This window comes from Dactylosporangium sp. NBC_01737 (genome assembly GCF_035963215.1).
Taxonomy (GTDB): Bacteria; Actinomycetota; Actinomycetes; order Mycobacteriales; family Micromonosporaceae; genus Dactylosporangium.
Genome location: NZ_CP109153.1, coordinates 13,426,784 through 13,446,261 on the forward strand (window position 1 = coordinate 13,426,784; position 19,478 = coordinate 13,446,261).

Consider the following 19,478-nt stretch of genomic DNA (forward strand, 5'->3'; position numbering starts at 1 on the left):
CGCGCAGCACGCTCACCCGAAACCCGGCTGCGCCGTGTCGCCGCGCCGTGCCGGTAGGCGGCCGCGCGACGATCTTGCAAGCGCCGTGCAGCGCAGGCACCGTGCAGCGCAGGCACCGTGCAGCGCAGGCACCGTGCAGCGCAGGATGAGGGGCCGCCCGCGGACGACGCCGGGCGGCCCCCAGATACGGCAGCGGCTCAGATCCCGAGCGCCCGGCACACCGCCCGTCCGGTGAGGACCCGCGCCAGGTCGCGGCGGTAGTCCGCGGAGGCGGTGAGGTCGTCCACCGGTGACGTGCCCGCCGAGACGGACACGCAGGCCGCCGCGACCGCCTCAGCCGTCGCCGGCCCGCCGGTCAGCGCCGCCTCGACCTCGACGGCCCGGTGCGGCACCGGCCCCATGTTGGTCAGCGCGACCCGCGCCCCTGAGACGGTCCCGTTGGAGCGGGACACCGCCACGGCCACCCCGACGATCGCCCACGCCTGCGCCATGCGGTGGAACTTCTCGTAGTGCGTCGACCAGCCGTCCGCGATGGACAGCCGGACCTCGACGAGGACCTCGTCGGGGGCGAGCGCCGTGGTGAACAGGTCCACCGCGAAGTCGGCGGCGCTCACCTCCCGCCGCCCGGCGGGGCCCTGCACGACGTACGTCGCGTCCAGTGCGGCCGCCACCGCGGGCAGGTCCGCGGCCGGGTCGGCGTGCGCGAGGGAGCCGCCGAGCGTGCCGCGGTGGCGCACCTGGCGGTCCCCGACGGTGGCCGCGGCGGCCGCGAGCAGCGGCGCGTGCCGCAGCACCAGGTCCGAGGAGGCCACCTCGGCGTGCGTGGTCATGGCGCCGACGACGAGGGTGTCGCCGTCGACCCGCACGCCGCTGAGGCCGGGCACGCCGCTCAGGTCGACCAGCAGGGTCGGCGCGGCGAGCCGCAGCCGCAGGACCGGCAGCAGCGACTGCCCGCCGGCGAGGACCTTGGCGTCCTCGGCACCGCCGAGCGCCGCAACCGCCTCCTCCACTGTGGACGGTTTGACGTAGTCGAACGCGACGGGGATCACGCCGCACCTCCGTGCTTGATCGCCCGCCACACCCGTTCGGGCGTGCAGGGCATGGGGATGTCGCCGACGCCGTACGGGCGCAGCGCGTCGACGATCGCGTTGACGACGGCCGGGGTGGAGGCGATGGCGCCGGCCTCCCCGACGCCCTTGACGCCCAGCGGGTTGGAGGTCGCGGGTGTCTCCGTGCGGTCGGTGACCAGGTGCGGCAGGTCGGCGGCGCTGGGGATCGTGTACTCGACGAACGATCCGGTCAGCAGGGTGCCCGACTCGTCGTACACCGCCTGCTCGTGCAACGCCTGCGCGATGCCCTGCGCGATGCCGCCGTGCACCTGCCCCTCGACGATGAGCGGGTTGACGACCTTGCCCACGTCGTCGACGGCCACGTAGCGGTGGATGGTGACGTGGCCCGTGGCGGTGTCGACGAGGGTCGCGCACAGGTGGGTACCGTGCGGGAACGAGAACGTCTGCGGGTCGAACGTGGCGTCCGCGTCCAGGGTCGCCTCGACGCCGTCGGGCAGGTCGTGCGCGGCGAACACCGCGAACGCCGTGTCCGCCAGGGTCTTCGAGGCGTCCGGGGTGCCGCGGACGCGGAACGCGCCGCCGGTGAACTCGATGTCGTCGGGGCTGCACTCCAGCATGTGCGCGGCGACGACGCGGGCCTTGTCGCGCACCTTGCGGCACGCCTCGACGAGCGCGACCCCGCCGACGGCCAGGGACCGGGACCCGTAGGTGTCCAGACCCTTGTGCGACGTGCGGGTGTCGCCGTGCAGGACCTCGACGTCCTCGAAGGCGACGCCGAGCTCGTCGGCGACGATCTGGCTCCACGCGGTCACGTGGCCCTGCCCGTGCGGGCTGGTGCCGGTGACGACCTCGACCTTGCCGGTCGGCAGGACCCGCACCGACGCGGACTCCCAGCCGCCGGCCGCGTACCGCAGCGCGCCCAGGATCCGTGACGGCGCCAGGCCGCACATCTCCGTGTAGGTGGACACGCCGATACCGAGCTGGACGGGGTCGTTCGTGTCGCGGCGGCGCTGCTGCTCCGCGCGCAGCCCCGCGTAGTCGAACAGCTCCAGGGCCTTGTCCGTGGCGGCGTCGTAGTCGCCGGAGTCGTACACCAGGCCGGCGACGGTGGTGAACGGGAACTCCTCCGCCTTGATCCAGTTCTGGCGGCGCAGGTCGATCGGGTCGATGCCGAGCTCGTCGGCGAGGTCGTCCATGGCCCGTTCGATGGCGTACGTCGCCTCGGGCCGGCCCGCGCCCCGGTAGGCGTCGGTGATGGTGGTGTTGGTGAAGACGCCGACGCACTCAAAGCGGTACGCGGGCACCTTGTAGATCGAGTTGAACATGAACGCACCGAGGATCGGCACGCCCGGCCCGACGAGACCGAGGTAGGCGCCCATGTTGGCGACGAGCTTCACGTCGATGCCGGTCAGCTTGCCGTCGCGGGTCGCCGTGAGCGTGATGTCCTGGATCTGGTCGCGACCGTGGTGCGCCGACAGCATCGAGTCGCCGCGGGTCTCGGTGTACTTGACCGGCTTGCGCACGCGCTGTGCGGCGAAGAACGCGATCATCTCCTCCGGGGTGACCTGCAGCTTCCCGCCGAACCCGCCGCCGACGTCCGGCGCGATGACCCGGATCTTGTGCTCGGGCACGCCGGTGAGCAGCGCGTAGAACACCCGCAGGATGTGCGGGATCTGCGTCGCCGACCAGATGGTGTACTCCCCCATCCCCGGGTCGACGACGACGCTGCGCGGCTCCATGAACGCGGGGATGAGCCGCTGCTGGATGTACTGCCGGTGCAGCGTCACCTCGGCGGCGGCGGCCGCGTCGGCCACGTCGGTGCCGGTGCCGGCCTGCGCAGAGTCGAAGATCCAGGTGTACGAGCGGTTCGTGCCCTTGTCCGGGTGCACGAGACCCTCGTCGCGCGACGCGGCCGCCAGGTCCAGGACCGGGGTCAGCGGCTCGTACTCGACCTCGATCGCCTCGAGCGCGTCGACGGCGCTGTCACGGTCGCGGGCCACGACGACCGCGACCGCCTCGCCGTGGTGGCGCACGAAACCGTCGGCGAGCGGCGGCCGGACCGGGTGGACGATGTCCTCGGTGACCGGCCAGGCGCACGGCAGGCTGCCCTGGATGTCGGCGACGTCGGCCGCGCTGAACGCGTCGATGACACCGGGTTGCCGCAGCGCCTGCCGCACGTCGACGGCGACGATGCGGGCGCTGGCGTGCGGGCTGCGCAGGATCGCCAGGTGCAGCATCCCGGGCAGTGCGATGTTGTCGGTCCACCGGGTGCGGCCGGTGATGAGCCGCGCGTCCTCCTTGCGCCGGCGCGACGCGCCGACCTCCCCCGCGGCGGCCGGTTCCACGACCGCGGTCATACCGTCGCCTCCGACGGTAGGACGGCCTCGGTGGAGCTCTGCAAGGCCGTTGCGGCCGACTGCACCGCACGGATGATGTTCTGGTACCCCGTGCACCGGCACAGGTTTCCGGACAGGCCTTCACGGATCTCGGCCTCGGTCGGGGCGGGGTTGTCGCGGAGCAGGTCGACCGCGGACAGGATCATGCCGGGGGTGCAGAACCCGCACTGGAGGGCGTGCAGCTCGTGGAACGCCTGCTGCACGGCGTGCAACGCTCCGCCGGGGCCGGCGAGACCCTCGATGGTGGTGACGGCCGCGCCGTCGGCCTGCACGGCGAGGACGGAGCAGCTCTTGACGGAGTGCTGGACGCCGTCTGGATCGCCCATGAGGACGGTGCACGAGCCGCAGTTGCTGGTGTCGCAGCCGACGACCGTACCGATCTTGCCGAGGCGTTCTCGAAGGTGATGGACCAGCAGGGTCCGAGGCTCGACGTCGTCGACGTAGCGAGTGCCGTCGACGTCGACGCTGACCCGGACTCGATGGGAAGAGGACACAATTGCCTCCCGCGGGGACGTGCCGAAACGACCCGTCGCGCGGCGGACGCACCCGGGCCACTGCCTGATCAGCAGAACCCAGAAGCGGTGATAAACGCAACCCTCCGCGGGTCTTGACTTCGCTCATTCCCGCCAGATCTTGACGACGCCGTCGCGGACCATGACGATGGCGTGCTCGAACTCCTGCTGGAAGGCGGACGGGTCGCCGGGCGACGGTGTCTGCTCGCCGACCGGCCACCCGACGTCGTCCAGCCCGCCGTCGCCGCCGATGTGGTCCCAGACGGGGCCCGGGACGGTGAACGCGCCGTGCGCCTCGCTCCACATCACCGTGCCGCCCTGGAAGACCTGCGCCGCGCGGCCGGGGCGGACGATCGCGGCGGCGACCGGGAAGCCGAGCCGGCCGTCGAACCCGCCGTCGGCGCAGCAGGCCTCCCAGATGGGTCCGGCGACGTGGATCGCGGCGTCGGCGTCGTCCGGGTCGACGGCGAGCGCACCGCCGGGCGGCAGCCCGAAGTCCCGGAAGGACTCCTCCTCGGTGACCGGCAGCGGGCGGTGGCCTTCGAAGATCTGATACCAGTGGCCCCGCGCCGCTTCGCCGGGCGGGCCGGTGACGGTGCGCAGCGGACCGGTCAGCGGGAACCCGAGCTCGCCCTGGATGGCGCCGGTCCGCTCCAGCAGCCCGAGGATGCCGCCGGTGACGAGCAGCGCCGGCCGGTCACGCGCGGCGACGACCAGCCCGCGCTCGAAGTGCTGGGCCACGCCGGTGGTGCCCCACCGCGACCGCCCCGTCTGCCACGCCTCGCCCACGGGCGCGCCCAGGATTTCGTACGGATCCGAATAGTCCGCCAGGTGCGCGAGGACCGGGGCCGGGATGACGAACGCCCCGCGCCCGGACGCGCAGGCGGTGACCGGCCCCGTGGCCGGGCATCCCTCGAACTCCTGGGTCGTGCCGCCGATCGACGCGACGGTGCGGGCCGCGCCCGCCGGGAACCCGAGCCGCCCGCCGGAGCCGCCGGCCGCATGGTGATATTCCAGCAATGAGCCCGAAACAACGTGCGCACCGAATTGCTCGGTCCACAGAATCACGCCACCGGCGCAGGCCATCACGAAACCGGCCGCACCGAGCTGCGACATCGGTGAACGAGCAATTTTCGCGTCGGCGATCTTCGACGGCCCGGCCATTGTCCGCCGGCACGCGATGATCTCGTCACGGGCCCGCGGGAATTGCGCGATCCACGGCGCGGTGCGAGCGAGGGCCTTGCAGATGGCGACCCGCCGGTCCTCATTGACCCGATTCAGCAGCTCCAGCACCAGCGCCGTGCCACCGTCCTCCAGCAGCACCGCCAGGATCGGCACGACCTCGCGCACCGGCATCGGCGAAAGCCTTCGAGCGGCCTCACCGGCCGGCATTTGTACGAGATCACCGGCCGCCGCCAACGGGTCCACACTGCTGAAAGCCGTCGCGTCGCGCCCATGATCGCCGATGTTGAATTGCAGGTTGTGGTTGCCCGACTGGACGCCACGCGCCCGCCTTGCATCCACATTCCGCGCATCGTCGTCGGCCACCGGTCGAGTATCTCGGACGACGACGATCCGGTGGTACCGCGGTCACACTTCGCACCGGCGACACGCACGGAACTGTCGACTTCACGACTCTGCTGCGATTGTCGATCGGCGCCGACGTGGGTGAGGATCGATGGATCAACGCCCACGGTGCAGCGCGGCACGAGCTGGAGGCGTTCCTCACTCTGGCTGAGGAACTGCACTTCGGCCGCACGGCCGCGCGCCTGCACGTGTCGACGGCGAGGATCAGCCAGACGATCCGGTCCCTGGAGCTGCGCATCGGCGCGCGGCTGTTCGCCCGCACCAGCCGCCGCGTCTCGCTGTTACCGGTCGGGCAGCAGCTGCTCGACGAGCTGCGCCGCGACCAGCACCCGGACTGCCAGGCGCCCTGAGGACCCGTCAGGCCACGTCGTGGTGGATGCGGCCGTCGGTGGTCGCGAGGCGGGCGCCGCCACCGCCCCAGCGACCGGCGATGATCTCCGCGGCGATGCTCACCGCGGTCTCCTCCGGGGTGCGCGCACCCAGGTCGAGGCCGATCGGTGAGGACAGCCGGGCCAGCTCCTGCTCGGTCATGCCGGCCTCGCGGAGGCGGGCGAGGCGGTCGTCGTGCGTGCGGCGGGAACCCATCGCCCCGATGTAGGCGAGGTCCTCGCGGAGCGCGACCTGCAGGACCGGCACGTCGAACTTCGGGTCGTGGGTGAGCACGCACACCACGGTGCGCGGGTCGACGCGACCGGCGTCCAGCTCGGCCCGCAGGTACCGGTGCGGCCAGTCGACGACGACCTCGTCGGCGCCGGGGAACCGCTTCGACGTGGCGAAGACGGGCCGGGCGTCGCAGACGGTGACGTGGTAGCCGAGGAAGTCGCCGATGCGGGCCACGGACGCGGCGAAGTCGATCGCCCCGAAGACGATCATCCGGGCGGGCGGGGCGTAGGAGGCGACGAACAGCGTCAGTCCCTCGCCGCGCCGCTCGCCGTCCAGGCCGTAGTGCAGGGTGTCGGTCCGCCCTGCGGCGAGCAGCCCCCTGGCGTCGTCGGCGGCGGCGGCATCAAGCCGTTCGGACCCCAAGGACCCAGAGGAGGAGGCGGGCCACACCACCAGCCGCCGGCCCAGCTGTGCGGGCGGGCCCTCGACCACGGACACGACCGCGACCGGGTCCCGCGCGGCGATGGCGGCCGCGACCGCGTCGAGCTCCGGGAACGTGTCCCGCGAGACCGGCTCGACCAGCAGCTCGATGATCCCGCCGCAGGTCAGTCCGACCGCGAACGCGTCGTCGTCGCTCACCCCGTACCGCTGGACAACCGGCACACCGGAATCGACGACCTCGCGGGAAAGCTCGTAGACGGCACCCTCGACGCAACCGCCGGAGACACTGCCGACGGCGGTGCCGTCCGGTCCGACGAGCATGGTGGCCCCCGCGGGGCGCGGCGAGCTGCGCCAGGTCCGCACGACGGTGGCCATGCCGACGGTGCGGCCCGAATCCCACCAGCCGAGCAGATCGCTGAGAACCTCACGCACGGCGGACCTCCTCAAGGACGGCGTGTAGCGCCGCCACCGTATGCCCCGCCACGAGCGCGTCAACATGCGGGAGCACCGCGGCGAGACCACCGGCGGTCGGGGCGAAGCCGGGACGGCCCGCGTGCGGGCTGACCCAGACGGTCCGCGCGGCGAGCCGGTGCAGGTGGGCGACGGTGCCGCCGAGCCGCGCGGGGTCGGCGGACTCCCATCCGTCGCTGAAGACGACGACCGCGGCGCGGCGGGCGACGCCCCGGTGGCCGTCGCGGCGAACGAACGCGGCGACGCCGTCGGCGAGCCGGGTCCCGCCGCGCCAGTCGGGGATGAGCCGGCCGGCCTCGCGCAGCGCGGCCTCCACGTCCCGGATCCGCATCGCCGGGGTGAGCCGGGTGAGCCGCGTGCCGAGCGTGTACGTCTCCGTCCACCGTGGACGGTGCCGGGTGAAGGCGTGGGCGAGGCGCAGCAGGGCGTCCGCATACGGCGACATCGACCCCGACACGTCGATCAGCAGGACCAGCCGGCGCGGACGCGGCGCCCGCACCTGGTGCAGCAGCGGCCTCGGCTCCCCACCGGCCCGCAGCATCGCCCGGACGCTGCGGCGGCGGTCGACGTCGCCGTGCCCGGCCGGGCGGTGCCGGCGCCCGGGGCGGGTGATCTCGGCGGTGGCGATCTGCGCGAGCAGCGCGGCCGCCTCGGCGCGTTCGTCCGCCGACAGGGTGGCGAAGTCACGGTGGCGCAGCACTTCGGTGTCCGCCGCCTGTACGGCCAGCGCCGGGTCCTGCTCGCCGGCTGTCGCGGACGGCGGCATCGTGGCCCGGAACAGCGACCGCTCCGGCAGCCGCCGCACCTGCCAGGCCGGCCCCCGCGCGGCGGACGCGGGCGGTGCGAAGGCCGCGTCGTACCGGGCGATGTCCTCCGGCGATCCGCACAGCGTGAGTCGGCCGACCCAGTACGCGTGCGCGACACCGACCGTGTCGAGGGCCTCACCGTAGGCGGCGAGGCGGTCGAACGTGACCGGCAGGCCGGCCGCCCGCAGCTTCCCGGCCAGCTCAGTGAGCACCGATCGCCCCCGTCGCGAGGGTGATGTCCTCCCGGACCTTCAGGACCACGCCGAGGGTGGCATCGGCGAGCTCGGCGGTCAGCGTGTCCGCCGACAGGGCACCGAGGGCGGCGGCCCAGTCGATGGACTCGGCGACGCCGGGCGGCTTGATCAGGTCGAGGGTCCGCAGGTGGGCGGTGGCCGCGGCGACCTGCGCGGCGAGGCGCTCGTCGAGCCCCGGCAGCCGCCGCCGCAGGATCGCGGCCTCCCGCTCCGGCGTGGGGTGCCCGACCCAGTGGTACAGGCAGCGGCGCTTCAACGCGTCGTGCACCTCACGGGTCCGGTTGCTGGTGACGACGACGACCGGCGGCACGGCGGCGGTGATCCTGCCGAGCTCCGGGACGGTCACGGCGGCGTCGGCGAGGACCTCGAGCAGGTACGCCTCGAACTCGTCGTCGGCCCGGTCGACCTCGTCGACGAGCAGCACGCACGGCGCCCGCTCGACCGCCTGCAGCAGCGGCCGGGCCAGCAGGAACCGCCGGTCGTACAGGTCCGCCTCCAGGTCCGCGGCCGCGAGGGTCCCGTGCGCCGCGGTCTCCACCGCCCGCAGGTGCAGGACCTGGCGGGCGAAGTCCCAGTCGTACAGCGCATGGGAGGCGTCGAGCCCCTCGTAACACTGCAGGCGGATCAGCTCGACGCCCGCGGTCTCGGCGAGTGCGGCCGCGAACGCGGTCTTGCCGACACCGGCGTCGCCTTCCAGGAAGATCGGCCGGTGCAGGCGCAGCGCAAGGAAGCCCGCCATCGCGAGCCCCTCGTCGGCGAGGTAGCCCGTGGCGGCCAGGCCGGCCGCGAGCGCGGCGGGAGACGCGAAGTCCGGCACCGCTCCACTATGCGCCCGTGATCCTTGCCGGGGCTACTCCGGTTCGGCCGGGACATCCAGGTCGGTGTCGTCGGCGATGTCCTCGCACGGCACCGTCTGGACCAGGTCGGCATGGGCCACCAGATATGCCCGCGCGCCGACGTCTGCGGTCGCGAGGGTGGCGACGCCGGCCCAATGGTCCCGCCCCAGGATCACCGGATGGCCACGTTTCCCCTGGTACGTCGCTGTCACAAGCGACTTCGACCCGCCGTCGGCCGCGGCGAGCAGCCTGGCCACCGCGTCGGGCCCGATGCCGGGCGTGTCGACCAGCAGCACCGCGACCGCCACCGCGTCGGCCTCGCTCTCGGCCTCCGCGACCGCCGCCAGCCCGACCCGCAGCGAGCCGCCCATGCCGCTCTTCCAGGTCGGGTTGTCCACCAGCCGCGCGTCGCCGAGCTGCGCCTCCGCGCGCACCCGCGCCGCCTCGGCGCCGAGCACCACGACGATGCGCGCGCAGCCACCGTCGCGCAGCGTCGCCACGGCGCGCTCAACCAGTAACCGGCCGTCGTCATGACGCACGAGGGCCTTGGGCCCGCCATACCGGCGGCCGCCACCTGCGGCGAGAACCAGTCCGACGATCGTGCTCAGCGGGAACTCCTCGGGTGCTCCTCCAGCGCTACACCGGCGCGAGGCTCAGCGTAATACCGTCGGTAGGCTCCTTGCTCATGGCCCTGCACGATCACTGTTCGTATTGCGGTGTCGCCTATGCGTCGGGGGCCCCGTGGCCCCGTCTGTGCGCGTCCTGCGGCGAGATGACCTGGCGAAATCCGCTGCCGGTCGCGGTCGCGCTCCTGCCGGTGGAGACCGACGACGGCCGCGGCCTGGTCCTCGTGCGCCGCGACATCGAACCGATGCGCGGCGAGCTGGCGCTGCCCGGCGGCTTCATCGAGCTCGGCGAGACGTGGCAGGAGGGCATGGTCCGCGAGCTGCGCGAGGAGACCACGCTGCTGGCCGACCCGGCGGACGTGCGCCTCTTCGACGTGCAGAGCACCGCTAACGGCAACCTCATCGTCTTCGGCGTTCTGCCGCCGCGTCCGTTGTCCGCCATTCCGGCGTCGGTGGCTACGGAGGAGTCGCTCGGTTTTGAGATCGGCGTTGGGCCGCAGCAGTTGTGTTTTCCTACCCATACGGATGTCATGGCTCGGTATCTGGCTGTAGTTGACTGGTAGCTGTCTTTGGTCCTCCCCCAGGATCCTGTGGTCGTCTTCCTGCTGAGCGTCCGCTTGGGGGTACGCCGCTTGGACTGGATCCTGGTGTCAGTCCTCGGGGCTCCGCGCGCCCAAGGCGCGCACCAGATCCAGCCCGGCCCCGTCATGATCGAAGGATCCGGGTGGTCGCCCGGACGACCACGGCCGTCCTTCGATCGTGGGCCGGAGCGGAAGATCGCCGTCCGAGTGCGATGTGATGGCTCGGTATCTGGCTGCTGTTGACTGGCAGCCTCTTGATACTCCTCCAAGATCCTGTGGTCGTCTTCCTGTTGCTCGTCCGCTTGGGGGTACGCCGCCTGGAGTGGTTCCTGGTGTCAGTCCTCGGGGCTCGGTGGTTTCGCGCAGCCTGCGGCGGCGCGGACGGGTAGCGCGGTCACCGTCCGTGCCGTATCGAGGTGATGCCAAGCCAGGTCCGAACTCACATGATCCAGCGCCGTCGAGGTCGTCATTCGGTGGTGCCACACCGTCGCTGGCATCAAAAACCATCGCAAATCACCCAAACCGCGACGCGCCAAGGCGCGCACCAAGATCCAGCCCGCCCCCGTCTTGATCGAAGGCTCCGGGTGGTCGTCCGGGCGGCCGCCGCTGTCCTTCGATCATGGGGCGGGACGGAAGATCGGCGTCCGAGTGCTGGTACTCCCCGGTCTATTGATCGATGGTCTTCGTTTTTCTGACCGGCGACGGTGTTGTAGCACCGAATGATGCGCTCGACGGCGTTGGATCATGTGAGCGGTCGCGCCGCGGAAGGCTGCGCGGAACCACCAAGGCCGCACGCGAACGGCAATCGCAAGACCATCAGCGAATCGGCGAAGACAGGCCTACTTCGCGTCCGAATAGCACTCAACCACAGCCACATCCAGCGGAAACCGGACCGGCGTCTCCGCGAACAACAGCCGTCGCGCCTCGTCGCCCGCCGTGCGCAGTGCGGCCACCACCGCGTCGGACTCCTCCACAGGGCAGTGGACGATGAACTCGTCGTGCTGGAAGAAGACCAGCTCCGCGGCCATCGACGCGAGATGCGAGCGGAGCCGTGCGAGGAGCACCAGCGCCCACTCCGCCGCCGTGCCCTGGATGACGAAGTTGCGCGTGAACCTGCCGCGGGCGCGGCCCTTGGCGCCGCCGCGGGCGTCGACCTCCAGGCCTGGCTCGTCGAAGCCCTCGCGCCAGCTGACCGAGGACGGCGGGCAGGTGCGGCCGAGCCAGGTGCGCACGAGGCCGCCCGCCTCGCCGGTGCGGGCGGCGCCTTCGACGAGGTCCCAGGCGGTCGGGTAGAAGCGGCGCAGGGCGGCGAGGGCGGGTGCGGCGTCGCCACCGGTCTGGCCGTACATGGCGCCGAGGAGTGCGATCTTGGCCTTGGCGCGGTCGCCGTCGAAGGCGTCGGTGGCGAGGGCGGCATAGAGGTCGCCGGCGGCGCCGGCCTTGGCGAGGCGGTGGTCGGCGGAGACGGCGGCGAGGATGCGGGGCTCGAGCTGGCCGGCGTCGGCGACGACGAAGGTCCAGCCGGGGTCGGCGACGACGGCCTTGCGCACGACCCGGGGGATCTGCAGGGCGCCGCCGCCTCGGGTGGCCCAGCGGCCGGAGACGACACCGCCGGGGATGTATTCGGCGCGGAACCGGCCGGCGGTGACCCACTGGTCGAGCCAGGACCAGCCGTGCGCGACCCAGAGCCGGTAGAGCTCCTTGTATTCCAGCAGGATCGGCACGGCGGGGTGGTCGACGTGCTGCAGCTCCCAGCGGCGGGTGCTGCGCAGGGTGATGCCCTGGCGGGCGAAGGCGCGCAGGACCTCGGCGGGCGAGTCCGGGTGGACGCGGGCGCCGAAGGCCTCGTTGAGGCGGGCGTTGAGCTCGACGAGCCGGGCGGGTGGGCCGCCGTCGATCGGGGACGGCGGGCCGAGCAGCTCGCGCAGCAGCGCGTCGTGCACGTCGGCGCGCCACGGCAGGCCGGCGAAGCCCATCTCGGCGGCGACGAGGGCGGCCGCCGACTCGGCGGCGACGAGGGTGCGCATGGCGCCGCCGCCCGGCGCGGGGAGATGGCCGCGGCGGTGCGGGTGCGCTGCGCGGCGTGGACCCGCAGGACCGCGTCGAGCGGCAGTGGCGGGGCGGCCATGAAGGTCTCGTCGAACAGGGAGTCCTGCGCCTCGCCCGGCGGCAGCGCGGCGCGCGAGGGCGGGTCGGGTGGCACAGGGTCGCCGGTGAGGCGGGCGAGGGCGGCGGCGAGGGAGCGGGGCTGGCCCCAGTGGCCCTCGGCGCCGAGCAGGAGGGCCTCGGCGAGCTCCAGGTCGTGGCAGCGCTCGACGCGGACGCCGGCGGCGAGGAGGCGGGGATAGAGCTCCGCGGTGGAGGGCCACAGCCACCGAGGGCTGTCGCGGGCCTCGATCCCGGCGACGGCGGTGGCGAGGTCGTCGACGCGGCGCTCGGGGCCGAGCACGCCGCCGTCGTCGGCCAGTGGTCGCAGCAGACCACCGGCACCTGAGGGCATCACCGCAACAATCACGCCCGCATTACATCGCACACCCCCGACAGTTTTCTGGAAACCGCCGGGGGTGCGCGTGCTCGGGTGGGCTACTTCACGGCACCCGCGGTCAGACCGGCCTGGATCTGCCGCTGGAAGATCATGTACATCACGATCATCGGCAGGATCGAGATCGTCAGGGCGGCGAAGAGGCCCGACCAGTCCGCCTCATAGCCGGCGGAGGTGGAGATGTCCTGGATGCCCTGGGTGAGGACCCATTTGTCCTTCGCGCCGGCCATCAGCACCAGGGGCAGCAGGAACTGCCCCCACTGGCCGATGAGGTTGAAGATCGTGAGGCTGATCAGGCCGGGCTTGGCCATGGGCAACATGACCGAGAAGAACAGCCGGGTGTGCGAGGCACCGTCGATCGTCGCCGCCTCCGCCACCGTGTTCGGCAGCGACCTGAAGAACGAGGTCAGGAAGAAGATCGTGAACGGCAGCGAGTAGGCGATGTACACGATGATCAGGCCGGTGTACGTGTTGAGCAGGCCCAGCTGCTTGACCTGGAAGAACAGCGGCACGACCGCGAGGAACGGCGGGAATGCGATGCCGGCGACGAACAGGAAGTAGACGACCCTGTTGCCCACGAACTTGTACCGGGCGAGCACGTAGGCGGCCATCGAGCTGAGCAGCATCGTGCCGGCCGTCGCGAGCGTGACGACGAGGACGCTGTTGAGCACGTACCGGCCGACGTGCGCCTTGGTCCACGCCCGGCCCCAGTTCTCCCAGCGCAGGTGGTCCGGGACGGTCCACGGCGTGGCGAAGATCTCGGTCGTGTTCTTGAACGACGCCAGGAACACCCAGGCCAGCGGGATGATGATCATCAGTGCCCAGATGGCGAGGAACACGTGGCCGATGCTGCCGGCCACATTGAGCTTGCGGCGCGGCCGCTCGCCCTTCGATACCAGGCGGGCGCCCTGTTGTCCGCTGCGCTGACCCGGCGCGTCACGGCCGATGGTTGTGGTCATGTCTCGGCCTCTCAGTACTCGTAGGACTCACGACGGGTGAGCCGCAGCGTGAACGCGGCGAACACCAGCGACAGCAGGCACAGCGCGACGCCGTAGGTGGCCGCGTCGCCGTAGCGGTTCTGCTGCATGTTGTTGTAGATCTCCAGGCCCAGCACGGTCGTGGCGCCGTCGGGGCCGCCGTTGTCCTGGGCGAGGACCGACACGATGGCGAACGCGTCGAAGGCCAGGATGCCGAGGTAGACCCACGCGGTCTGGATGGTGTCCCAGAGCAGCGGCAACGTGACGCGGAAGAACAGCGACACCTTGGACGCGCCGTCGAGCTCGGCCGCCTCGTAGATCTCGGCCGGGATGTTGGCCATGCCCGCGGAGAAGAGCACGACGTAGAAGCCGACCGCCTGCCAGACCAGCACGGCGATGAGCGCCGGCAGCGCGAGGTTCTTCTCGATCAGGAAGCCGACCGGCTTCTCGAGGCCGGCCCGCAACAGCACACCGTTGATCAGGCCGGACTCGTTGGGCCGGTACACCGTCGCGAAGAGCACGCCGATGACCGGCACGGCGAGGACCTGGGGAAGGAAGAACACGACCCGGTAGAAACCCGAACCCCAGACCCCCGCCGTCTTGCCACCCCTGGCTTTGCCTCCCACGTTGAGGAGGAAGGCAAAGAACAGGGCGAATGCGATCGTGGCCAGCGGCAACAGGACGAGGATGACTGCGTGGTGCTCCAACGCCTGATAGAACCGGTCGGCGTGCAGCATCCGATCGTAGTTCTCCAGCCCGACCCATCGCTTCTTGGTGAAGCCGCGCCACTGGTAGAACGACAGATTGATCGTCTGCACGTACGGCCACAGGACGAAGTACGAGTAGAGCGTTACCGGCGCAACCAGGAACCCCAGAATGAAGGGGACTCTCCCATGCCGCATGATCAGGCTCCGATCAGCGCTTGAACTTGGTGATCGACGAGTCCTTCTTGATCTCGTCGGCCTTCTTCTGGATACGCTCGACGAACTGGTCGGCCTTGATGCGACCGAACATCAGCTCGTTGGTGGCGGTGCGGGCCTCCTTGTCGAGGTCCTTGTACCAGCCGTCGAAGAACAGGTTGAAGACCTCCGAGCCGGCCGCCTTCAGCGCGTCCTGCGACGACTGCGTGCCGGGGGTGAAGGTCAGGCCCTCGGTGCTGCCCAGAACCACGGTAGGCGCCTTGACGACCTCGGTGAAGCCCTTGCCGCCGGCCTTCGACAGCATCTGGCGCATGTACTCCAGGCCGCCCTTGGGGTTCTTGCTCTTCGCCAGGACCATGTAGCCCTCGCCGGCGGTCGCGCGCAGCGCCGTCGACTTGAGCTTGTCCGAACCGGTGACGGACGGGGTGGTCATCATCTGGTACTTGAAGCCCTCGGGTGTGTCCTTCTTCTGCTCGTTCTCGAGCCAGTCACCGGAGGGGTACATGCCCAGCTGGTACTGGTTCTGCTTGAGCTGGACATCGGTGTGCTTGAGACCCTCGGCGCCCTGCAGGTTGTACTTGGCACCGATCTCGGCCCACGCCTCGGCGGCCTGCTTGACCGCGTCGGTCTTCCAGGCACCGTCCTCGAGGTTGTCGATGTTCTTGAGGACGTCGGCGCCACCGATCTTCGCGGCGCTGGTGAGGATGATGTTCCACTGGTAGTACGCGGCGTTGGCACCGGCGTAGGCGTAGGGGGCGATGCCCTTGGCCTTGATCTTGTCGCAGAGCGCGGTGAACTCGCTCCACGTCTTCGGCGCGGTCCAGCCGTTGTCGGTGAAGAGCTTGCCGGAGTACCAGATGCCGAACACGGTCGACACGTAGTACAGGACGTACGGCTTGCCGTTGAACGAGCCGGTGTCCACGGTGCCGGGGACCAGGGTGTCGCGGACCTTCTTGGACGGGTCGTCCACCGACGGCGCGTCGAACAGCGCGGTCAGGTCCTGCAGCTGGCCGTCGGCGACGAGCGCGCCGAAGTCCAGCGACTTCTCACCGGAGTTGTTCACGAACTCCGGCGCGTTGCCGCCCGCGATGAGGGGCTGCACCAGGGTGGAGATGGCCTGGCTGGACTGGTGCTTCACCTCGGACTTCGGGTGCGCCTTCTTGTACATCGGCTCGTGGACGTCCGTGGCGTACTTGTCGCCGTAGCCGCCGTTGAAGATGACGACGTTGATCGGCTGGTCCTCGGGGGCGCCCAGCGGGTTGGTGGCGCTGGTGGCACCGGTGTTGCTGGTGCCCGGCTCCTCGTCGCTGCCGCTGTCGGCACACGCGGCGAGGAAGCCCGCCGCGGGGGTGGCGACGAGGCCGGCGACGGCTGCGCGCTGGAGGACGGTCCGCCGCGAGAGCGCGATTGGCTGCGACGGGGACTCGGGGGTAACGGACATGATCTGTCTCCTCGGTTCGGGTCAGGCGGTGCGCCGGACACGTCCGGCGTACCGCGACTCGAGGGTGTGGTTGTGCTCGTCCCCGCCGGGGACGTTTGCGGACAGGTAGACGGGAGCCACCTCGCCCGCAGCCTCGATGCGTCGCACGACCTCGGCGACCACCAGCTGCGCCATGAGCGCGTTGGTGACCGATGAGACCGGGCAGACCGCGCCGCCGCTATCCAGCGACAGCAGTGCGTCGCCGTACGGCGCGCCGTTGTCCAGCACGACGTCGGCAATATCGGCGAGTCGCTTGCCCGACGGGTGCCTGGGGGACACCCGCTCGGTGTGCTCGACCGACGTGATTGCGATCAACTTGTGTCCGCGCTGCTTGATCAGCAGCGCCATCTCGACGATCCCCCCGTTGATCCCGGACTGTGAGGCCATCACGAACACGTCCTCGGGACGCGGCGCAGCGATCTCGTACAGCTGGGCGGCGATCCGGGGATCGCGTTCCAGCTTCTCGTCCTCGAGGATCTGCGGGTCCTGGCCCCCGTAGACGACCAGGTCCCGCAGGAGGATCTTGTTCGTCGGCACGAGCCCGCCGGCGCGGCCGGCGAAGTCCACCGCCACCGCCTCGGAGTGCCCGGTGCCGAACGCCTGGAGGAGGCCACCGGCGCGCAGCGCGGTGACGATGTGGTCGGCCGCCTGGCTGACGTTGCCGACCTGGGTGGTGGCGATCCGGTCGATGAGCGTCTGGATCGCGGAGACATAGCCACTAGCGGTGACGGTCATGCCGATGCCTCTTTTCCACTGGCCGACCGGTGACCGGCGACCGCCTGCGCGGTGACGCTGAAGGCCGCATGCGCGCGTTCGTGCGTGCGCTGCGCCACCGCGATGTACAGCAGGTCCAGCACCACCAGCTGGGGGTGCCGGGCGGAAAGGGCATCGGGCCGGAAGGTCGTCGCCTGCGTCGCGGTGAGCATGACGATGTCGGCGACCTCGGCCAGGGGCGAGCGAGGGAAGCTGGTCAGCGCGATCGTGGTCGCGCCCCGGCTGCTCGCCTCGGCGATCATCTCGATGGTCTCGCGGGTCTGGCCGCTGTGCGAGACACCCAGCGCCACGTCGCCGGGCTTCAGCAGCGACGCGCTGGCCAGACCGTTGTGCACGTCGGCCCACGCCCACGCGGCGATGCCGATGCGGTGCAGGCAGAACTGCATCTCGCCGCCGACGAGTGCACTGCCGCTGGCGCCGTAGATGTCGACCCTGTCGGCGCGGGCGATGGCCTCCGCGGCGCGCTCGACCTCGGTGAGGTCCAGCAGCGAGGCGGTGTCGTGCATCGCCTGGGTGTCGGCGGCCATGATCTGGCCGAGGACGCGCTGCAGGGGGTCGGTCGGCTGGATCTCGCGGCCGATGTCCATCGTCCAGCCGCCGGTCCTCGACGCACGGCCGGTCTCGCCGGCGATGGCCAGCCGCAGCTCGGCGTAGCCGACGAAGCCCAGGGCCCGGCAGAAGCGGGTCACGGTCGCCGGGGAGGTGCCGCTGCGCTCGGCGAGCTCGACGATCGTCGAGCGGGCCGCCGCGGCAGGGTCGGCGAGGATCAGCTCGGCGACGCGCTGCAGGGCGCCGGTGAGCTCGGGCAGCTGCGCCCGGACCTTCGCCAGGACGCTGTCGCCGGTGACGATGGCCGGAAAGCCGTCCATGCCGGAGAGCGCCCCCGCAGGGATCGACGACACGGGCGAGGCGCCGACAGCGGTGTGCACCGCCGTCGTGAGCTCCTCGCGAGGTGTCATGTCGCTCCCTTTCAGCAAAGTTCCTTAACTGTTAGTGGTAAAAGTTCTTACTGAGGGGCCCTTCTTGTCAAGGAGTTGGGTGAAGTTTTCAAACTGTTACCAAAGAAGTGGATCTTAAAGAGAGCTAAAAGCGCAGCTCAGAGCCATTGGCAACATGGCGGCAACACAACGCTCGGCGCCGGGCGGCCCGACCAAGAACACCAGACCCGACCGGGTGATCGTCAGGGTGCTCCGAAGAAATAGCCCGTTTTGTTACATGCGGGGAACCCGAGGTGATCGGCCGTTTTCATGAAGAAGGGCCGAACAGACCCTTTCGGTCCGTTCGGCCCTTTCGGCCCCATGTGGGCGGCGTCAGCCGGAAGCGCTCCCACCAGCCGTCAGTGCCCTGGTCAAAATTTCCAGCCCCTCGCGGGCTTCCTCCTCGCTCAGGTTGAGCGGCGGGCCCATCCTGATCGTCGTGCCGTACAGGCCGCCCTTGCCGACCAGCAGCCCGTCGCGCTTGCACGCCTCGAACACCGCGTTCGTCGTGGCCGCGTCGACCAGCTCGACGCCGAGCATCAGCCCCTTGCCGCGGACCTCCACCACGGCCGGCGAGGAGACCGCCCGCAGCCCGTCGAGCAGGATCCCGCCGACGCGGGCCGCGTTGGCCTGCAGGTCGTGCTCGACGATGTAGTCGAGGACCGCGTTGCCGGCGGCGGTGGAGATCGGGTTGCCGCCGAACGTGGAGAACGAGATGCCCTGCACCGACTCCATCACCTCGGCGCTGCCGACCACCCCTGCCAGCGCGAAGCCGTTGCCGATGCCCTTGGCGAACGTCAGCAGGTCCGGCGTCACGCCGTGCGCCTGGTACCCCCAGAAGTGCTCCCCCGTGCGCCCCCAGCCGGTCTGCACCTCGTCGGAGATCAGCAGGATGCCGTCCTCGTCGAGAATCTCCTTCCAGACCCGCAGCAGCCCGTCGGGGCCGCTGGTGAAGCCGCCGACGCCCTGGATCGGCTCGGCGATCAGGCACGCGACCGGGCCGGCGGTCGTCGTGGCGAGGACCTCGCGCAGGTCCTCGGCCGAGGCGCGCAGGTAGTCCTCGTCGGACAGGCCCTTCAGCACGCCGCGCAGCCGGTCGCCGGAGTGCAGATAGCTGACGTTGAACGGGTTGAGCGGCGAGGCGGACCAGGCCCGGTTGCCGGTCACGCCGATCGTCGCCGCGGTCCGCCCGTGGTAGCTGTTGCGCACCGCGAGGATCGTGTTGCTCTGCCGCCGGTTGGTCGCCAGTTGCAGCGCCGCCTCGTTGGCCTCGGTGCCGGAGTTGGTGAAGAACACCCGGGCGTCGGGGATGCCCGACAGCCGCGCGATCTTCTCGGCGAGCTCCACCTGCTGGCGGATCAGGTACAGCGTCGACGTGTGCGCGATACCGGTCCGCAGCTGCCGCTCGACGGCCTCACGGACCTCCGGGACGTCGTAGCCGAGGGAGTTGGTCAGCACCCCGCCGAAGAAGTCGAGATAACTCCTGCCGTTACTGTCCGTGACCCTCGCGCCCTTACCGGTGACGAGCTCGATCGGCTCGGCGTAGTAGATCGGCATCCAGGAGGGCATGACGCCCCGGTGCCGCCTGAGTAGGTCGTCCATACCGTCCATTCTCGCCCTGGCGT

15 protein-coding genes and 2 pseudogenes are annotated in these 19,478 nt (G+C 70.9%); 2 read left to right on the plus strand and 15 right to left on the minus strand.

The window, feature by feature from the left end:
• Positions 1 to 197: 197 nt before the first annotated feature.
• From OHA72_RS62070 to OHA72_RS62085, 4 genes are all read right to left on the minus strand, one after another.
• Positions 198 to 1,049 (minus strand): FAD binding domain-containing protein, encoded by an 852-nt coding sequence (locus tag OHA72_RS62070; protein ID WP_327005387.1) that lies wholly within the window; start codon positions 1,047 to 1,049, stop codon positions 198 to 200.
• Positions 1,046 to 3,427 (minus strand): xanthine dehydrogenase family protein molybdopterin-binding subunit, encoded by a 2,382-nt coding sequence (locus OHA72_RS62075; protein WP_327005388.1) that lies wholly within the window; start codon positions 3,425 to 3,427, stop codon positions 1,046 to 1,048. The genes OHA72_RS62070 and OHA72_RS62075 overlap by 4 nt, the downstream gene beginning before the upstream one ends.
• Positions 3,424 to 3,960 (minus strand): (2Fe-2S)-binding protein, encoded by a 537-nt coding sequence (locus OHA72_RS62080; RefSeq protein WP_327005389.1) that lies wholly within the window; start codon positions 3,958 to 3,960, stop codon positions 3,424 to 3,426. Before OHA72_RS62080 ends, OHA72_RS62075 begins: the two co-directional genes overlap by 4 nt.
• 123 nt (positions 3,961 to 4,083) lie before the next feature.
• Positions 4,084 to 5,526, minus strand: coding sequence for an LGFP repeat-containing protein (locus OHA72_RS62085; RefSeq protein WP_327005390.1), 1,443 nt, complete (start codon positions 5,524 to 5,526; stop codon positions 4,084 to 4,086).
• A gap of 164 nt (positions 5,527 to 5,690) precedes the next feature.
• Here OHA72_RS62085 and OHA72_RS62090 point away from each other — a divergent pair.
• A pseudogene (locus OHA72_RS62090) lies at positions 5,691 to 5,882 on the plus strand (LysR family transcriptional regulator); the annotation flags it as partial.
• Positions 5,883 to 5,922: 40 nt separating this feature from the next.
• Here OHA72_RS62090 and OHA72_RS62095 read toward each other — a convergent pair.
• From OHA72_RS62095 to OHA72_RS62110, 4 genes are read right to left on the minus strand one after another with little or no spacing between them, the layout of a single operon-like run.
• On the minus strand, positions 5,923 to 7,041 hold the full coding sequence (locus OHA72_RS62095; protein WP_327005391.1) for an XdhC family protein: 1,119 nt from the start codon (positions 7,039 to 7,041) through the stop codon (positions 5,923 to 5,925).
• Positions 7,034 to 8,098 carry a vWA domain-containing protein gene (locus OHA72_RS62100; protein WP_327005392.1) on the minus strand — a complete coding sequence of 355 codons (1,065 nt, stop codon included), beginning with the start codon at positions 8,096 to 8,098 and terminating at the stop codon, positions 7,034 to 7,036. Before OHA72_RS62100 ends, OHA72_RS62095 begins: the two co-directional genes overlap by 8 nt.
• The gene (locus OHA72_RS62105; RefSeq protein ID WP_327005393.1) at positions 8,088 to 8,957 is read right to left on the minus strand and encodes an AAA family ATPase; all 870 of its coding nucleotides are present in this window, start codon (positions 8,955 to 8,957) and stop codon (positions 8,088 to 8,090) included. The genes OHA72_RS62100 and OHA72_RS62105 overlap by 11 nt, the downstream gene beginning before the upstream one ends.
• Before the next feature lie 33 nt (positions 8,958 to 8,990).
• Entirely contained in the window at positions 8,991 to 9,515 is a 525-nt protein-coding gene (locus OHA72_RS62110) for a nucleotidyltransferase family protein (protein WP_327005394.1), read from the minus strand.
• A 146-nt stretch (positions 9,516 to 9,661) separates the two neighbouring features.
• On the opposite strand from OHA72_RS62110, the gene OHA72_RS62115 reads away from it, so the two are divergent.
• A complete protein-coding gene (locus OHA72_RS62115; protein ID WP_327005395.1) occupies positions 9,662 to 10,165 on the plus strand; it encodes an NUDIX domain-containing protein in 504 nt (167 codons plus the stop codon).
• An 857-nt stretch (positions 10,166 to 11,022) separates the two neighbouring features.
• On the opposite strand, the pseudogene OHA72_RS62120 reads toward OHA72_RS62115, so the two are convergent.
• The 7 genes and pseudogenes from OHA72_RS62120 to OHA72_RS62150 all read right to left on the minus strand — a co-directional run bounded on the left by OHA72_RS62120 (position 11,023) and on the right by OHA72_RS62150 (position 19,455).
• Positions 11,023 to 12,683, minus strand: a pseudogene (locus OHA72_RS62120) (bifunctional 3'-5' exonuclease/DNA polymerase).
• A gap of 83 nt (positions 12,684 to 12,766) precedes the next feature.
• On the minus strand, positions 12,767 to 13,684 hold the full coding sequence (locus OHA72_RS62125; protein ID WP_442788464.1) for a carbohydrate ABC transporter permease: 918 nt from the start codon (positions 13,682 to 13,684) through the stop codon (positions 12,767 to 12,769).
• Positions 13,685 to 13,695: 11 nt separating this feature from the next.
• Entirely contained in the window at positions 13,696 to 14,604 is a 909-nt protein-coding gene (locus OHA72_RS62130; RefSeq protein ID WP_327005396.1) for a carbohydrate ABC transporter permease, read from the minus strand.
• A gap of 13 nt (positions 14,605 to 14,617) precedes the next feature.
• Positions 14,618 to 16,063, minus strand: coding sequence for an N-acetylglucosamine/diacetylchitobiose ABC transporter substrate-binding protein (gene ngcE, locus OHA72_RS62135; protein WP_327005397.1), 1,446 nt, complete (start codon positions 16,061 to 16,063; stop codon positions 14,618 to 14,620).
• A 21-nt stretch (positions 16,064 to 16,084) separates the two neighbouring features.
• The gene (locus OHA72_RS62140) at positions 16,085 to 16,837 is read right to left on the minus strand and encodes a sugar isomerase domain-containing protein (RefSeq protein ID WP_327005398.1); all 753 of its coding nucleotides are present in this window, start codon (positions 16,835 to 16,837) and stop codon (positions 16,085 to 16,087) included.
• Positions 16,834 to 17,745: a MurR/RpiR family transcriptional regulator gene (locus OHA72_RS62145; RefSeq protein ID WP_327011912.1), complete on the minus strand. Its 912-nt coding sequence runs from the start codon at positions 17,743 to 17,745 to the stop codon at positions 16,834 to 16,836. Before OHA72_RS62145 ends, OHA72_RS62140 begins: the two co-directional genes overlap by 4 nt.
• A gap of 441 nt (positions 17,746 to 18,186) precedes the next feature.
• Complete coding sequence (locus tag OHA72_RS62150; protein ID WP_327005399.1) at positions 18,187 to 19,455, minus strand: aspartate aminotransferase family protein; 1,269 nt, start codon at positions 19,453 to 19,455, stop codon at positions 18,187 to 18,189.
• Positions 19,456 to 19,478: the final 23 nt, after the last annotated feature.

What these genes read in the sequence shown, in the direction of transcription:
- OHA72_RS62075 (WP_327005388.1), bottom strand. Translation starts at nt 3,427, where the DNA reads ATGACCGCGGTCGTGGAACCGGCCGCCGCGGGGGAGGTCGGCGCGTCG.
- OHA72_RS62115 (WP_327005395.1), top strand. Translation starts at nt 9,662, where the DNA reads ATGGCCCTGCACGATCACTGTTCGTATTGCGGTGTCGCCTATGCGTCG.
- OHA72_RS62125 (WP_442788464.1), bottom strand. Translation starts at nt 13,684, where the DNA reads ATGACCACAACCATCGGCCGTGACGCGCCGGGTCAGCGCAGCGGACAA.
- OHA72_RS62130 (WP_327005396.1), bottom strand. Translation starts at nt 14,604, where the DNA reads ATGCGGCATGGGAGAGTCCCCTTCATTCTGGGGTTCCTGGTTGCGCCG.
- ngcE (WP_327005397.1), bottom strand. Translation starts at nt 16,063, where the DNA reads ATGTCCGTTACCCCCGAGTCCCCGTCGCAGCCAATCGCGCTCTCGCGG.
- OHA72_RS62140 (WP_327005398.1), bottom strand. Translation starts at nt 16,837, where the DNA reads ATGACCGTCACCGCTAGTGGCTATGTCTCCGCGATCCAGACGCTCATC.
- OHA72_RS62145 (WP_327011912.1), bottom strand. Translation starts at nt 17,745, where the DNA reads ATGGACGGCTTTCCGGCCATCGTCACCGGCGACAGCGTCCTGGCGAAG.
- OHA72_RS62150 (WP_327005399.1), bottom strand. Translation starts at nt 19,455, where the DNA reads ATGGACGACCTACTCAGGCGGCACCGGGGCGTCATGCCCTCCTGGATG.